Annotated in this window: 14 protein-coding genes; 6 read left to right on the top strand and 8 right to left on the bottom strand. The window is 67.3% G+C overall.

Going from position 1 to position 13,855, the window contains the following annotated elements:
• Positions 1 to 132 precede the first annotated feature (132 nt).
• Entirely contained in the window at positions 133 to 336 is a 204-nt protein-coding gene (locus tag OHZ10_RS02305) for a cold-shock protein (RefSeq protein WP_006477070.1), read from the top strand.
• Between the two features lie 103 nt (positions 337 to 439).
• Here the strand turns inward: OHZ10_RS02305 and OHZ10_RS02300 are convergent, their stop codons facing one another.
• The 3 genes from OHZ10_RS02300 to OHZ10_RS02290 form a co-directional block, all read right to left on the bottom strand.
• Positions 440 to 1,690: an Hsp70 family protein gene (locus OHZ10_RS02300; RefSeq protein WP_059236417.1), complete on the bottom strand. Its 1,251-nt coding sequence runs from the start codon at positions 1,688 to 1,690 to the stop codon at positions 440 to 442.
• 188 nt (positions 1,691 to 1,878) lie between these two features.
• Positions 1,879 to 2,484, bottom strand: coding sequence for a nitroreductase family protein (locus tag OHZ10_RS02295; protein WP_059236419.1), 606 nt, complete (start codon positions 2,482 to 2,484; stop codon positions 1,879 to 1,881).
• 157 nt (positions 2,485 to 2,641) lie between these two features.
• Entirely contained in the window at positions 2,642 to 3,925 is a 1,284-nt protein-coding gene (locus OHZ10_RS02290) for an MFS transporter (RefSeq protein ID WP_342703507.1), read from the bottom strand.
• 219 nt (positions 3,926 to 4,144) lie between these two features.
• Between OHZ10_RS02290 and OHZ10_RS02285 the strand changes: the two genes are divergently transcribed.
• Together OHZ10_RS02285 and OHZ10_RS02280 are read left to right on the top strand one after the other, a co-directional pair.
• Positions 4,145 to 4,765, top strand: a complete 621-nt coding sequence (locus OHZ10_RS02285) for a TetR/AcrR family transcriptional regulator (protein WP_174993781.1) — start codon at positions 4,145 to 4,147, stop codon at positions 4,763 to 4,765.
• A gap of 76 nt (positions 4,766 to 4,841) precedes the next feature.
• Positions 4,842 to 5,414, top strand: a complete 573-nt coding sequence (locus OHZ10_RS02280) for a DUF1415 domain-containing protein (RefSeq protein WP_342703504.1) — start codon at positions 4,842 to 4,844, stop codon at positions 5,412 to 5,414.
• Between the two features lie 28 nt (positions 5,415 to 5,442).
• Here the strand turns inward: OHZ10_RS02280 and OHZ10_RS02275 are convergent, their stop codons facing one another.
• The 4 genes from OHZ10_RS02275 to OHZ10_RS02260 form a co-directional block, all read right to left on the bottom strand.
• Positions 5,443 to 6,333 (bottom strand): class I SAM-dependent methyltransferase, encoded by an 891-nt coding sequence (locus tag OHZ10_RS02275; protein ID WP_174993780.1) that lies wholly within the window; start codon positions 6,331 to 6,333, stop codon positions 5,443 to 5,445.
• Positions 6,334 to 6,422: 89 nt separating this feature from the next.
• Positions 6,423 to 7,562: a methyltransferase gene (locus tag OHZ10_RS02270; RefSeq protein ID WP_174993779.1), complete on the bottom strand. Its 1,140-nt coding sequence runs from the start codon at positions 7,560 to 7,562 to the stop codon at positions 6,423 to 6,425.
• 136 nt (positions 7,563 to 7,698) lie between these two features.
• Entirely contained in the window at positions 7,699 to 8,031 is a 333-nt protein-coding gene (locus tag OHZ10_RS02265) for a YegP family protein (RefSeq protein ID WP_059236428.1), read from the bottom strand.
• A gap of 153 nt (positions 8,032 to 8,184) precedes the next feature.
• The gene (locus OHZ10_RS02260) at positions 8,185 to 8,679 is read right to left on the bottom strand and encodes an LEA type 2 family protein (protein ID WP_059236430.1); all 495 of its coding nucleotides are present in this window, start codon (positions 8,677 to 8,679) and stop codon (positions 8,185 to 8,187) included.
• Positions 8,680 to 9,320: 641 nt separating this feature from the next.
• Between OHZ10_RS02260 and OHZ10_RS02255 the strand changes: the two genes are divergently transcribed.
• On the top strand, positions 9,321 to 11,489 hold the full coding sequence (locus OHZ10_RS02255) for a M1 family metallopeptidase (RefSeq protein ID WP_059236432.1): 2,169 nt from the start codon (positions 9,321 to 9,323) through the stop codon (positions 11,487 to 11,489).
• 121 nt (positions 11,490 to 11,610) lie between these two features.
• Here the strand turns inward: OHZ10_RS02255 and OHZ10_RS02250 are convergent, their stop codons facing one another.
• Positions 11,611 to 12,531, bottom strand: a complete 921-nt coding sequence (locus OHZ10_RS02250) for a LysR family transcriptional regulator (RefSeq protein ID WP_174993778.1) — start codon at positions 12,529 to 12,531, stop codon at positions 11,611 to 11,613.
• Between the two features lie 161 nt (positions 12,532 to 12,692).
• On the opposite strand from OHZ10_RS02250, the gene OHZ10_RS02245 reads away from it, so the two are divergent.
• Together OHZ10_RS02245 and OHZ10_RS02240 are read left to right on the top strand one after the other, a co-directional pair.
• Positions 12,693 to 13,670 (top strand): quinone oxidoreductase family protein, encoded by a 978-nt coding sequence (locus OHZ10_RS02245; RefSeq protein WP_059236928.1) that lies wholly within the window; start codon positions 12,693 to 12,695, stop codon positions 13,668 to 13,670.
• Between the two features lie 24 nt (positions 13,671 to 13,694).
• The gene (locus OHZ10_RS02240) at positions 13,695 to 13,847 is read left to right on the top strand and encodes a DUF1427 family protein (protein ID WP_081051886.1); all 153 of its coding nucleotides are present in this window, start codon (positions 13,695 to 13,697) and stop codon (positions 13,845 to 13,847) included.
• Positions 13,848 to 13,855 lie beyond the last annotated feature (8 nt).

The raw sequence follows: 13,855 nt of genomic DNA, 5'->3' as shown, positions 1-13,855 counted from the left end.
TCAAGTGGCGAGTGAATTGGTTCTTTCGTAGTTCGCCCATCAACGGTACTCCGGTTGGTCCTATTACCCCTTCCTTGATTTTCCGCACCCCATGGGCCTCGGCCCCGTTTTATCTTTTTAGGAACAAGTAACATGGCAACCGGTACCGTCAAGTGGTTCAATGACGCAAAGGGCTTCGGCTTCATCACCCCGGAAGGCGGCGGCGACGATCTGTTCGCGCACTTCTCGGAAATCCGCGTCGAAGGCTTCAAGACGCTGCAAGAAAACCAGAAGGTTGAATTCGAAGTGAAGACGGGCCCGAAGGGTCTGCAAGCTGCGAACATCCGTCCGGTCTAAGCTTGGCGCGATAATTCGTGTAAAAAAGCCCCGCTTCGGCGGGGCTTTTTTGTTTTCGGGCGTCGGTGCGGCATGGCGGCTACGCCATACCGCCGACCGCCATTCAGCCGAACAATCGCTGTGCGTGAATACCGAGCCCCGTCGCGACACTCGCGAGGCGGTCGCCGAATACCGGCTGCGCATCCGGGAATGCGCCGGCGAGCGCGCCCGACAGGAACGCGAGCCCGGTCGAACCGCCGGTGAAATACAGCGCGCCGACGTCGCGCGGCGCAACGCCCGCGAGCCGCACCGTCTCGCGCGCGGCGTCGACGATGCGTGAGGTGTCGTCGCGGCTCGCATCGACGAGACGGTCCGAGTCGAATGCGATCAGCAGATCTTCTTCCACGTCGTTCAGGTTGATCATCGTCTCCCCGCCCGCCGCAACACCGATCTTCGCTTCTTCCGCGCGCGCCATCAGCGCGTGCCCGAGCCGCTGCTCGACCACGCTCGTGAGCCGGTCGTACTGCCGCACGTCCTGGTACAGGTGCTTCATCAGCGTCAGCTCGCCGGCCCGCTTCGGCGTATAGACCGTGTTGATCAGGTGCCAGGTCGCGAGATCGAAGTAGATCTTGTTCGGCAACTCGCGCCCTTCCGGATCGAGCGAACGGTAGCCGAATGCGGGCAGGATCGCCGCCAGTTCGACACGCCGGTCGTAGTCGGTGCCCGCGACGTGCACGCCGTGGTGTGCCAGCACGTCGTCCTTGCGCTCGAGCCGCGCCATCCGGTCGGGCCCGACGCGCACCAGCGAGAAGTCGGACGTGCCGCCGCCGATGTCGGCGACCAGCACGAGGCGCTCGGCCTGCTGGCGCGATTCGTAGTCGAATGCGGCGGCAATCGGTTCGTACTGGAAGTGCACGTCCGCGAAGCCGACCGATTGCGCGGCCGCCTCGAGCTGATCCTGCGCGAGGCGGTCGGCGCGCGGATCGTCGTCGACGAAGAACACGGGCCGGCCGAGCACTGCACGGCCGATCGACGCGCCCGCGCGCGCTTCGGCCTTGCGCTTCAGGTGCGTCAGGAAGCGCGCGATGATTTCGGTGTACGCGATCGCGCTGCCGTCGCCGAGATCGGTCGTCGTCTCCGCGAGCGGCGAGCCGAGGATGCTCTTCATCGAGCGCATCAGCCGGCCGTCGAAGCCGTCGATATAGGAAGCCAGCGCCGCACGGCCGTACTCGACCGTCTCTTCGTCGTTGTTGAAGAAGATCGCGGTGGGCAGCGTCAGGTGGTCGCCCTCGACGGGCGCGAGGCGCATGCCGTCGCCGTCGGGCAGCGCCACGGCGGAATTGGACGTGCCGAAATCGATCGCGCAGTAAGTCATGGGAAGTTGCCGCAGCAGGGCCGGCGCGAAAACGGAAAGGACGGGCTTTTTAACATGAAGCCCGCGGGATCACAACCGGGGCCGGCCACCGGTGCCGCTCAACGCGCGCCGATGGCGACGGCGCGCGGTGCGGCGCGCCGGGGACACATGCGAACGGGATGCACGATGCAGCCCGCCCGCTTGCGCGGTCAGGCTGCCGCGTCGAAGCTCTTCTTCCACGCGCCCGCATAGACAACTTCGCCGATCGCATGGCGCGTACGCGGCGCCTTTTCGCGGTCGCGCAGCACCGGATCGAGCTTGTCGACGTTGCCGTAGTGGCCGAGCGAGATGATCGACAGGATCGCGACGTCGGCCGGAATCGCGAACGCGTCGCGAAACGCCTTCGCATCGAAACCGCTCATCTGGTGTGCGGCGAGGCCAAGCGCGTGCGCCTGCAGCACCAGCGACATCGCGGCGGCACCCGCGTCGTACGACGCGGTCGGCGCCGGCTCGCCCTTCGGCGTCAGCGTGTGCGCGGTCACCGCGATCAGCACGGGCGCCGGCGCGTTCCAGCCCTGGTTGAACGGCACCAGCGTCGCGAACGCGCGCTTGAATGCGTCTTCGTCCTGCGCGCGATCGAATACGACGAAACGCCAGGGCTGCGCGTTATACGCGGACGGGGCCCAACGCGCGGCTTCGAGTACTGCGTGCAGATCGCCGGCGCTGACGGGCTCGTCCGAATAGGCGCGCGGGCTCCAGCGGCCTGCGATCAGATCGTGAATCGAAACAGTGGTGGGAGCAGGTTTGACGGACATGCGGTTCCTCGCTGACATCGATGAAGGGGCGCGAACGCCCGGCGAACCGCAAGCATACCCGCTTGAGCGGCTGCGCGCCCGATCCTCCCGCGCTATGCAAATCTGCGTGCCTGCATTGGCCGGCCGCAGCGTGTGCGGCCGGCCGGGCTCATCGTGGTCAGGCTGCCTGCGCAGCCGCGCGCGACGGACCGCGGTTGATCCGCAGCACGATCAGCGCGCCGACGATGCACAGTCCGCCCGAGATCATCGACGCGATCGTGTAGGTGCCGAGGCTCGCACGCAGCAGCCCTGCGCCGAGCGCCGCGAACGCCGCGCCGAGCTGGTGGCCGGCGACGATCCAGCCGAACACGACCGGCGCCGCGGCCTTGCCGAACACGTCGGTTGCGAGCCGCACGGTGGGCGGCACGGTCGCGATCCAGTCGAGCCCGTAGAACATCGCGAACAGCGGCAGCCCGAAGAAGTCGATCCCGAACGCATGCGGCAGGTAGATCAGCGACAGACCGCGCAGCCCGTAGTACCAGAACAGCAGCACGCGGTTGTCGTAGCGGTCGGACAGCCAGCCCGACAGCGTCGTGCCGACCAGGTCGAACACGCCCATCGCCGCGAGCAGCGATGCGCCCTGCACTTCGGTCATCCCGTAGTCGCTGCACATGGCGATCAGGTGCGTGCCGACATAACCGTTGGTGCTCGCGCCGCAGATGAAGAAGCTGAAGAACAGCAGCCAGAAATCGCGCGAACGGCTCGCCATCAACAGCGTGCGGAACGCAACCGCGAGCGGGTTCTCCTTCGACGCGTCCGGCGCGGCCGGCGCATCGGCCGGTTCGCCGTACGGGCGCAGTTGCACGTCGGCCGGCCGCTCGGGCAGCAGGAAGGCAACGAGCGGAATCACGATCGCAGCCGCCACCGCGACGACCAGCACGACCGGCCGCCAGCCGTGGTGCTGCGCGATCGCCGCGAGCATCGGCAGGAACACGAGCTGGCCGGTGGCCGTGCTCGCGGTCAGGATCCCCATCACGAGGCCGCGCCGCGCATGGAACCAGCGCGTGACGAAGGTCGCGGACAGCGTCAGCGCGACGACGCCCGTCGAGCAGCCAACCATCAGGCCCCAGATCACGACCATCTGCCAGCTCTGCGTCATCATCGACGACAGCGCGACACCCACGCTCATCGTCACGAGCGCGGTGAGGATCGTCGGACGCAGCCCGAAGCGCTGCATCGCGGCGGCCGCGAACGGGCCCGTCAGGCCATACAGCGCGATGTTCACCGAAATCGCCAGCGAAATCGCCGCCCGGCTCCAGCCGAGCTCGCGCTCGAGCGGCACCATCAGCACGCTCGGCGTCGCGCGCGTGCCGGCTGCCGCCAGCAAGATCAGGAATACCACCGCCGCCGCGAGCCATCCGTAATGGAAGCGCCCGCCGATTCGTGTCACTGCCCAGTTCATCTTCGCGTTCTCCAGTTGGCGGTTCCGGCGCCATCGCGCCCGCTCCGCCCCAACCAGGCCACCTCCGCCGCACATTTCAACATCGGCTGACCCGGGCCGACGCTTGGCATTTGTCTGTTGATCCGGCCGCGATTGTTACCGACCGGTCACAAGTGTGTTGCGATCGTAGTTACCAGTCGGTAACATGTCAAGCAATTCACTATGCAGCCGAGGGTCATCATGTCGGGCATCGAGATCGCCAAACCGCTGGCGCGCCGCACGCGCCGGCCGATGGACGGCGCCACCGCTCAGGAGCACCTGCTGCGCGCCGCCGAGGAGCTGTTTTACAAGGAAGGGGTTCGCACGGTCGGCGTCGAGGCCGTCGTGGAGCGCGCGGGCGTCAACAAGATGAGCCTGTACCGCCAGTTTTCGTCGAAGGACGAGCTGATCCTCGCGTATCTGGAGCGGATGGATGCGTGTTTCTTCGAGCGCCTCGATACGAGCACCGCGAAACATCCGGGCCAGCCGAAGGCGCAGTTGATCCAGTATTTCGTCGACCTTGCCGAGCGCGCGACGCAGAAGGACTATCGCGGCTGCCCGTTCGTCAACGTCGCCGCCGAATTTCCGGACGCGTCGCACCCGGCGCGCGAGCGCGTCGCGCAGAACAAGGAACAGCTGATGAAGCGGCTCGTCGCGCTATGCGAGGGCGCCGGCGCGCGGCAACCGAAGGCGCTGGCCGACGCGCTCGCGCTGGTGGTCGAAGGCATCTACGCGGCGAGCCAGACCTACCGGCACGGCGAAACGCCGATCGGCACCGCGCCGGCGCTCGTCACGCAGTTGATCGAAGCCGCGTGCGCTTGACCGGGCGCATGCGCCCGAGCGCGGCGGGCCCGCTACAATGCGGCCCTCGCCGCTCCTCCGCCCGACTGGTTTCACCATGACCGATACCCGCCCCGAATCGCACGACGACATCCTCGCCGCCACGCGGTACTGGCTCGCGCGCGCGGTGATCGGGCTCAATCTGTGCCCGTTCGCGAAAAGCGTCTATGTGAAGGAACAGGTGCGCTACGCGATCAGCGAAGCGACGACGCTGGAAGACGCACTCGCCGAACTCGAAACCGAGCTACGCGCGCTCGACGCAGCGGACCCGCAGCAGGTCGACACGACGCTCGTGATCTTCCCGCATGCGTTCGCCGATTTCGTCGACTACAACGATGCGCTGTTCTTTGCCGAGCGGCTCGTGCAGCAACTGCGGCTCGACGGCGTGCTGCAGATCGCGAGCTTCCATCCGCAATACCGGTTCGAAGGCACCGGGCCCGACGACATCGAGAACTACACGAACCGCGCGCCGTACCCGATCCTGCACCTGCTGCGCGAAGACAGCATCGCGCGCGCGGTCGACGCGTTCCCGGACGCGTCCGCGATCTACGAAAAGAATCAGGAAACACTGCGCCGCCTCGGCCACGACGGCTGGCGCGAATGGATGCGCCGGCCGGGCGACGACGTCTGACGCGCTGCGCGGGCGCGCGGGCTGCGCGTCAGCCTTCGGCCGGCTCGACGGCGTCGCCGCCCGCTGCCGCGGCTTGCGCCACGAAGAAGCGCTCGTTCAGTTCGGCGAGGCCGAACATCCCGAGGATCTCGTTCAACCGCTCGCCGGGCCGCCGGCGCGGCAGGTTCTTGTACTGCGCGACGATCAGCTCGTTCTTCATCGAATGCTCCCAGCCGACCAGTTCGGTCACGCTGACCTGGTAGCCGTGCGCTTCGAGCTGCAGGCAGCGCAGCACGTTGGTGATCTGGCTGCCGAATTCGCGCGTATGCAGCGGATGCCGCCACACCTCGGTCAGCGCATTCGCGAGCGACTTGCCCTTGTTCTTGCGCAGCACGCCCGCGACTTCCGCCTGGCAGCACGGCACCAGCACGATGTGCTGCGCGCGCTTCGCGAGCGCGAAGCGGATCGCGTCGTCGGTCGCCGTGTCGCAGGCATGCAGCGCGGTGACGACATCGACGGTTTCGGGTAGCTGCGGCGACGTGATCGAATCGGCGACCGACAGGTTCAGGAACGACATGCCGTCGAACCCGAGCCGCGCGGCCAGCTCGATCGAGCGCGTGACGAGCGCCTCGCGCGTCTCGATCCCGTACACGTGCGACGCGAACGCCGGCGTGCCGTGCCCCGGCTGCTGCTTGAAGAACAGGTCGTACAGGATGAAGCCGAGATACGACTTGCCGGCACCGTGATCGACGAGCGTCACGTTGCTTTTTTCGGCCTGCACGCCGGCGAGCAGCGGCTCGATGAACTGGAACAGGTGATAGACCTGCTTCAGCTTGCGGCGGCTGTCCTGGTTCAGCTTGCCGTCGCGGGTCAGGATGTGCAGTTCCTTCAGCAGTTCGACGGACTGCTCCGGACGGATTTCGTGGGTCTGGTTCGACATCGTGATGCGGCGCCGGGCCACGGTCGGTCGACCACGGCCCGGCGGCGGGAATTCGTGAGGAATGGCGACAGTTTACCGAAAATGCGCGGTCAGGCTCGGACTCGCGCGCCGAGCCGCCACAGCGACGTGACCTCGGCCTGGCGCGCCGCGTGCAGCGGATCGTCGGCGTCCGTCGATTTCGGGTGCGCGGGACGGATGTCGTCGCGGCCGAGCACGACGAGGCCCGCTTCGTCGATCCATTGCAGCAGCGTGTCGCGCGGCCGCAGGCCGAGATGTTCGGCGAAATCGGACAGGATCAGCCAGCCTTCGCCGCCCGGCTCGAGGTGCGCGGCGAGCCCCGCGAGGAAGCCGCGCAGCATGCGGCTGTCGGGGTCGTAGACCGCGTATTCGATCGGCGCGCTCGGCCGGGCCGGCACCCAAGGCGGGTTGCAGACCACGAGCGGCGCACGGCCGGCCGGAAAGAGATCGGCCTCGACGACGTCGACCTGGCCGGCATGACCGAGCCGCGCGACGTTCTCGCGCGCGCAGGCCAGCGCGCGCGGATCCTGGTCGGTTGCGACGATGCGCGCGACGCCGCGCGATGCGAGCACGGCCGCCAGCACGCCCGTGCCGGTACCGATGTCGAACGCGAGCGACGTCGCCGGCAGCGGGGCACGCGCCACGAGCTCGACGTATTCGCCGCGCACCGGCGAGAACACGCCGTAGTGCGGGTGAATCGGCGCACCGCCGAGCGCCGGGATCGGCACCCCCTTCTTGCGCCACTCATGCGCGCCGACGAGGCCGAGCAGTTCGCGCAGCGACACGACCGACGGCGCGCCGCCGGGCCCGTACGCTTCCTCGCAGGCGGCGCGCACGTCGGGCGCGCGGCGCAGCGGGATCGTGTAATCGGCGTCGAGCGGGATCAGCAGCATGCCGAGCGTACGGGCGCGCTGCGACTGCGCGAGGCGATGCAGGTTGAATGCATCGACGCCGGCCGCGGTTTTCGCCTTCTTCGGCTTGCGTTCGACACGGCGCGCCATCGCCTGCACGAGCTGGCGCGCATTCTGGAAATCGCCCTGCCAGACGAGCGCGGTGCCCTCGCATGCAAGGCGGTAGGCCACGTCGGCCGTGAGGCGGTCGTCAGCGGGCACCGCACGCTTCGGCGGTTGCACGCCGGCTTCGGAGCGCCAGCGCACGGCATGATCGGCGCCGTCGGCGTCGGCCCAGTGGAAAACGGGGAAATCGGTCACGCGAACTCGGTTACGGTTGGCTTCAACGGCGGCGGGAATTCACCGCGCGGACCACACCATACCGCGCTTTGCCCGACCCGGCAAAACAGGCGCCGCGACGCGGGCCCGAAGGCGCCTGTCGCGGCGCAACCGGCGATCAGGCCAGATCGAACGCTTCCGCAACGGGCGCATCGCGCTTGACGGCCGCAATGCCGTTCTCGCGTGCTTGCACGCTCGAGTAGGTTTCACTGGTACCGATGACCTGGTGATTCGCGGACTTCAGGTTGAACATCGGCTCACCGTTGTGGGCGAGCTTGCGCTCGTAACGATGGTCCAGCGGTGCATTTTCACGCACGGACGCGATCCCGTTTCTCGCGCCGCTTTTCTCCTGGTACCGCTCGCTCGCGAGGATGATCTCGCCGTTCGCCGACTTCAGGTGGAAGTAGTACTGACCGTTCGTGGCTTGCTTGATCTCGAATTTTGCCGCCATGGTTTTCTCCTGGAAGAATGTCCGGCCCTCGGACACCGGCCAGTCTATGGGCATCGTCGGAGAAAATCGAGATCGCATCAGAATGAACGTTGAAGACCGTCAATTAGTCAATTTTCGGCAATATTTGGCCGATGTTGACCGCGACCGCACGAACTACCCGCCCCACCCCGGCATCGCCGGCAGACGCAGCGTGCCCGCGTCGTTGAAGTGCACGGTACCGAGCACGCCGCCGGCGAGCCGGCCGCGCAGCGCATACGGCAGCTCGCCGTTCGCGGCCGCGCCGGGCAGGTTCCACGCCTGCCGCGCGGCGGCGAAAGCCGATACCGAAACGGGCACGTCGAGCACGGCCTCGCCGAAACGCGGCACGGTGCCCGTTCGATCGCTGACGCCACTCGCGAACGGCGTGCCGTTCAGGTCGAGCGCGACCGAAATGCCGTCATAGTCGATCGGGGCATCGTTCGGATTCTGCACGCGCAACTTCAGGCTGAAACGCATCTCGAGCCCCTGCCCGACGAGCGGGTCGAGCCCGACGACCGTCACGCTCAACGGCGCGCGCGTCAGCCCCGCGCAACCGCCGAGCAGGAACACGGCGGTGAACAGCAGCGGCATGGCGCGCAGCAGCGCGATACGGAACAGGGCACGTGGCATGGGAAGGCCTCCTCGCGGCGATCGGTGAGCGGGTCGTCGAGGCATTGTACCGAGCATGCCGCCTCACGCCGGATTTCGTAGTTTTCGCCGCGACGCCAGATCGTTAATAGATTAAAACTACGAAATCGCCAGCTAAACGGAAAGCGAATTAATGACTTCCAGCATTCAATGAAGCGCGGAGAATTCGATAGATGCTCTTTCTAAATTTTTCGTTTCCTTTACCTAAAACCATCAAGTATATTTACGCATCCTTGGAGCAAGCCGACAAACCTTGAAGCCGCATGACGGCGAATTTACGGAACGGCGACACGCCTTCCTTCCGTCCTGCGGACTGGCCCGGCCAGCCCCGTAGGTCGTCGGTTCAAAGGGATCGCGCGCCCGCGCCGGGCGTGCGGCCCGGTGTCGTGCGCGCGAAATCAATTCAGTACAACACGCGTCCGGCCATTTTGAACCGGCAAGTTAACCAATATCCGGAAATCCAGAGGGGGCAGTAAACCATGATTACCTACACGTAGTCGGCTACCGTCTTTTCGAATAATCCGTCATTGCCATTTTTTCGCCGTCGATTAACGGCGAGGGGATTGCTTTTGCCGGCGTTTTCGCAGCACTGAACGATTCTTTCTACAATCGAGGTTTCAGTCATGTCGATTCATATTCGCAAGATGCGTTATCTGCCGCTCGTCGCCGCACTGGCACTCGCCGGGTGCGGCGGCGACGACGGCGGTGCAGGCTCCGCTTCCGCGCTCAGCTCCGCCGGCGCGCCGCATACGGGCTCGTCGCCCGCCGTCACCGCGCCGCCGAGCGCGTCCAACGTCGACAAGAGCGTGTCGCCTGTCGAGTTGCCGGACACCGTGGTGCCCGTGAACTACCGGCTGTGGTTCCGCCCGAACGAAGCGCTGAACGCGTTCGACGGCCGCGCCGATGTCGAAATCAAGGTGCTGAAGCCGGTCAACAACATCGTGATCGCCGGCCACCGGATCAAGTTCACGAACGGCCGCATCACGCTGCAGCCGGGCAACATCCAGCTGATCGCGACCCCGCAGGACAAGGGCGACTTCTATCAGCTGCGCCCCGTGAGCGGCACGATCTCGCCGGGCAACTATTCGCTGCACATGGAGTGGTCGGGCATCATCAACTTCAAGTCGTATGACGATCCGGTCGCGAAGACGGGCGGCAGCTGCGGCGACGATCCGTATCCGGGCTGCTCGGCCGCGGAAGGCATCTTCCGCGTCGACCTGAAAGGCACCGACGGCAAGACGAGCGGCGCGATCCTGACCCAGGGCGAAACCAACCTGTCGCGCCAGTGGTTCCCCGGCTGGGACGAGCCGGCCTTCCGCCCGACCTATGAAGTGACGGCCGAAGTGCCGCAGAGCTGGCGTGTCGTGTCGAACGCGGCCGAGAAGCCGTCGACCAACGTCGGCGGCGGCTACAAGCTCGTGCAGTTCGACAAGACCCCGCCGATGCCGTCGTACCTGCTGTTCTTCGGCGGCGGCCTGTTCGACACCTACGAGGACGACTTCACGAGCCCGCTGCCGGGCGGCAAGGGCGGCCTGCACCTGCGCGTGTTCACGCCGCCGGGCATGAGCGACTGGGCGAAGCCGGCGATGGACCGCACCAAGCAGGCACTCGACTTCTACTACCGCTACACGGGCATCGCGCTGCCGCTGACGAAGTTCGACACCGTGGCCGCGAACGACGCGTTCAAGGATCAGAAGGACCTGAACTTCGGCGGGATGGAGAACTGGGGATCGATTCTCGAGTTCGCCGACGACATCCTCCCGCAGCCGGGCCAGCCGATGTCGCACTACGGCAACGAGGTGCTGACGCACGAAGTCGCGCACCAGTGGTTCGGCGATCTCGTCACGGCCGACTGGTGGGACAACGTGTGGCTCAACGAGTCGTTCGCGACGTTCTTCGAGACGAAGACGACGATCCAGTTCTTCCCCAACGAGTTCAGCTGGCTCGACCAGGTGAAGAACAAGTACCGCGTGATCAATCGTGACATCGGCCCGAACGCGTTCCCGGTCGCGCCGAACTTCAACGGCTGGGCGTCGAACGACTTCGTGCTGAGCGCCAGCGCGTTCACGTACGACAAGGGCGGCCACGTGCTGAAGACGCTCGAGAACTATCTCGGCGAGCAGACGCTGCGCAAGGGCCTGCAGCAGTACCTGGTCGACTACTCGTTCGGCAACGGTACGCCGAAGCGCCTGTGGGATGCCCTGTCGAAGGAAAGCGGCCAGGCAATCGGCCCGATCGGCGACAGCTTCGTGCGCCAGACCGGCGTGCCGCTGATCTCGCTCGACACGCAGTGCGACCTGACGAAGAACCAGACGGTCATCACGCTGAAACAGCAGCCGTTCCCGAACAAGAACGCGTATCCGGGCGTGCAGTGGACGGTGCCGATCACGCTCGCGTACGGCCAGGGTCTCGCGAAACGCACGACGCTCGCGCTGAAGGACACGCAGACGCAGACGCGGATCGACGGCTGCACGGGCGTGGTCGCCGACCCGAGCGGTCTCGACTACTACGTCGTGAACTACAGCGACGCGGCCTGGAGCGGGCTGCTCACGCAGGTCAACGGCTCGACCGATCCGGTGCTGCTGTCGAACCTGAAGAGCGAAGCCGCGCTGCTCGTCGCGAACAACCTCGCGCCGGCCTCGCGCTCGACGTCGATCGGCTCGGTCGCTTCGCCGGCCGCGATGAAGCTGCGCCAGACGCCGACCTTCGGCGGCGTCGAGCTGACGACGAAGGAACGCCCGGCACTGCACTATCAGGGCGTCTTCAAGCCGCGCAAGGTAGTGACGCAGTAACGGTGCGCCTCCGGCCGGTGCCGCGCAGCCCGCGGCGCCGGCCGGCGTACCGGCTTCTCCGACCTTTGACGGGCCTCGCATGCGAGGCCCTTTTTTATTTCCGCGCGGCGCCCGCTCGCCGTCACGCCCACGCGGCGTCCCACGCCGGCTGCGCAAACCACGTGGCGAGGAACGCGACGAGCCGCGAGGTGCGCGCACTGCCGCGCGCCTGCTGGCGCAACACGTGGATCGTCGCCGTTTCGGGCGCCGCCGCGTACTGCGGCAGCACCGCATGCAACCGTCCGTCGCGCAGCGCGTCCCCGGCGAGCCAGGTCGGCAGGTGCGCGAGTCCGAGCCCGTCGATCGCCGCTTCGAGCAACGCCTCCGAGTGATTGCTGCGAAACCGCGGCTGCACGGGCACGTGGCGACGCTCGCCGAAGCGCCACGCGCCCGGCGGCGGCGTGCCATGCCATGCGAGACAGTCGTGACCGGCGAGCGCGTCCGGCGATTCGGGCGCACCGCGCCGCGCGAGGTACGCACCGCTCGCGCACAGCACGCGCCGTTGCGGCGCCAGCGTCGTCGCGACGAAGCGCGTGTCCTCGAGCGGGCCGATGCGCACCGCGAGGTCAACGTCGGAGCCGAGCCGCGCGCCCTGCAGGTCGACCATGCTGTCGGTCAGCACCAGGTCGACCTGCAGCGCCGGATGACGCTGCATGAACGCGGCCAGCGCGGCCATCAGGTGCCGCCGGCCGAACGGCGCCGGGCAGTCGACGCGCAGCAGCCCGCCCGGCTCGTCGTGCTGGCTGTGCAGATCCTCCTGCAGGCCGCGCAGTTCGGCCAGCATGCGCGTCGCGCGCCCGTACAGCAGCTGCCCGGCCTCGGTCGGCCGCAGCGCGTGCGTGGTGCGATGCAGGAGGCGGATGCCGAGCTGCGCTTCGAGGCGATCGATGCGCCGCGTGACCGACGACGCGGCGACGCCGAGCCGGCGCGCCGCCGCCGAGAAACTCTGCTGGTCGACCACGTCGACGAACAGCGCCAGGTGCGGGGAAAGGAAGTCGTCCATTCGTGACCTTCGGATTGGGCTATGCGGAAAACGCAAAACAATCATCCGCCTTTGCACGTTTCCGCGTCAAACCGGGCCTACTAGACTGCATGCATCGTTTTCATCCGCCGCACGCGCCGGCCTGCCGGGCCGCGCGGCAGCCATCCGTCACGGAGATCATCATGCGCAGCATCCGCTTCGACACCCCCGCCGCCGACATCGAGTCGCTCGACGCCCGGGTCCGGGAAATCGACACGCCCGTACCGGCCGGCGGCCAGATGCTGATCGAGGTGCGCGCGGCCGGCGTGAACCCGAGCGACGTGAAGGCCGCGCTCGGCCGCATGCCGCACGCGGTGTGGCCGCGTACGCCCGGGCGCGATTGGGCCGGCATCGTGCGCAGCGGCCCGGACGGCTGGATCGGCGCGCCGGTGTGGGGTTCGGGCGGCGATCTCGGCGTCGGGCGGGACGGCTCGCACGCGCAATGGCTCGTGCTGGATGCCGCACACGTGCGCCGCAAGCCGGCCGTGCTGACGCTCGACGAAGCGGCCGGCGTGGGCGTGCCGTTCGTCACCGCGTACGAGGGCCTGCGCCGCGCCGGCATGCCGGCGGCCGGCGACGTCGTGCTCGTGTTCGGCGCGAACGGCAAGGTCGGCCAGGCCGCGATCCAGCTCGCGAGCGCGCGCGGCGCGACCGTGATCGGCGTCGAGCGCAGTGCCGGCGGCTATCGCGGCCACGCGTCGGGCGACGTGCACATGATCGACGCGTCGAAGGAACAGGTGGCCGACGCGGTACGCGCGGCCACCGGCGGCCACGGCGCGGACATCGTCTACAACACGGTCGGCAGCCCGTATTTCGAAGCCGCGAACGCATCGATGGCGATCGGCGCGCGGCAGATCTTCATCTCGACGATCGACCGAAGCGTACCGTTCGACATCTTCGCGTTCTATCGCGGCCAGCATACGTTCGTGGGGATCGATTCGCTGCAGCTCGGCGGCGACGCGGTCGCGCAGATCCTCGACACGCTCGCGCCCGGCTTCGGCAACGGCACGCTGCGTCCGTTCCCGATCGGCGACGACTACGTGTACCCGCTCGAGCGCGCGCACGACGCCTACCGCGCGGTGCTGGCCGGCGCGCGCGAGCGCGTGATCCTCAAGCCCTGACGCCGGACCGCACGGGAGACCGCCATGATGGATTACGTGACCTCGCTCGCGGTGGGCCTCGGCGTCGGCGTGCTGTACGCGCTGCTGCACGTGCGCTCGCCGGCCCCGCCGCTCGTTGCGCTCGTCGGCCTGCTCGGGATGGTGATCGGCGAACGCGCGATCGCGTTGCTGCGTTGATACGGTGA

It is taken from the genome of Burkholderia arboris (assembly GCF_038723655.1).
Lineage (GTDB): Bacteria > Pseudomonadota > Gammaproteobacteria > Burkholderiales > Burkholderiaceae > Burkholderia > Burkholderia arboris.
Note: the sequence above shows the minus strand (reverse complement) of the source record. Positions and strands in the feature narration are given on the sequence as shown.

Bases quoted from the DNA above. Each gene is read 5' to 3' on its own strand.
- OHZ10_RS02305 (WP_006477070.1), top strand. From the start codon at position 133: ATGGCAACCGGTACCGTCAAGTGGTTCAATGACGCAAAGGGCTTCGGC.
- OHZ10_RS02300 (WP_059236417.1), bottom strand. From the start codon at position 1,690: ATGACTTACTGCGCGATCGATTTCGGCACGTCCAATTCCGCCGTGGCG.
- OHZ10_RS02295 (WP_059236419.1), bottom strand. From the start codon at position 2,484: ATGTCCGTCAAACCTGCTCCCACCACTGTTTCGATTCACGATCTGATC.
- OHZ10_RS02290 (WP_342703507.1), bottom strand. From the start codon at position 3,925: ATGAACTGGGCAGTGACACGAATCGGCGGGCGCTTCCATTACGGATGG.
- OHZ10_RS02285 (WP_174993781.1), top strand. From the start codon at position 4,145: ATGTCGGGCATCGAGATCGCCAAACCGCTGGCGCGCCGCACGCGCCGG.
- OHZ10_RS02280 (WP_342703504.1), top strand. From the start codon at position 4,842: ATGACCGATACCCGCCCCGAATCGCACGACGACATCCTCGCCGCCACG.
- OHZ10_RS02275 (WP_174993780.1), bottom strand. From the start codon at position 6,333: ATGTCGAACCAGACCCACGAAATCCGTCCGGAGCAGTCCGTCGAACTG.
- OHZ10_RS02265 (WP_059236428.1), bottom strand. From the start codon at position 8,031: ATGGCGGCAAAATTCGAGATCAAGCAAGCCACGAACGGTCAGTACTAC.
- OHZ10_RS02260 (WP_059236430.1), bottom strand. From the start codon at position 8,679: ATGCCACGTGCCCTGTTCCGTATCGCGCTGCTGCGCGCCATGCCGCTG.
- OHZ10_RS02255 (WP_059236432.1), top strand. From the start codon at position 9,321: ATGTCGATTCATATTCGCAAGATGCGTTATCTGCCGCTCGTCGCCGCA.
- OHZ10_RS02250 (WP_174993778.1), bottom strand. From the start codon at position 12,531: ATGGACGACTTCCTTTCCCCGCACCTGGCGCTGTTCGTCGACGTGGTC.
- OHZ10_RS02245 (WP_059236928.1), top strand. From the start codon at position 12,693: ATGCGCAGCATCCGCTTCGACACCCCCGCCGCCGACATCGAGTCGCTC.
- OHZ10_RS02240 (WP_081051886.1), top strand. From the start codon at position 13,695: ATGATGGATTACGTGACCTCGCTCGCGGTGGGCCTCGGCGTCGGCGTG.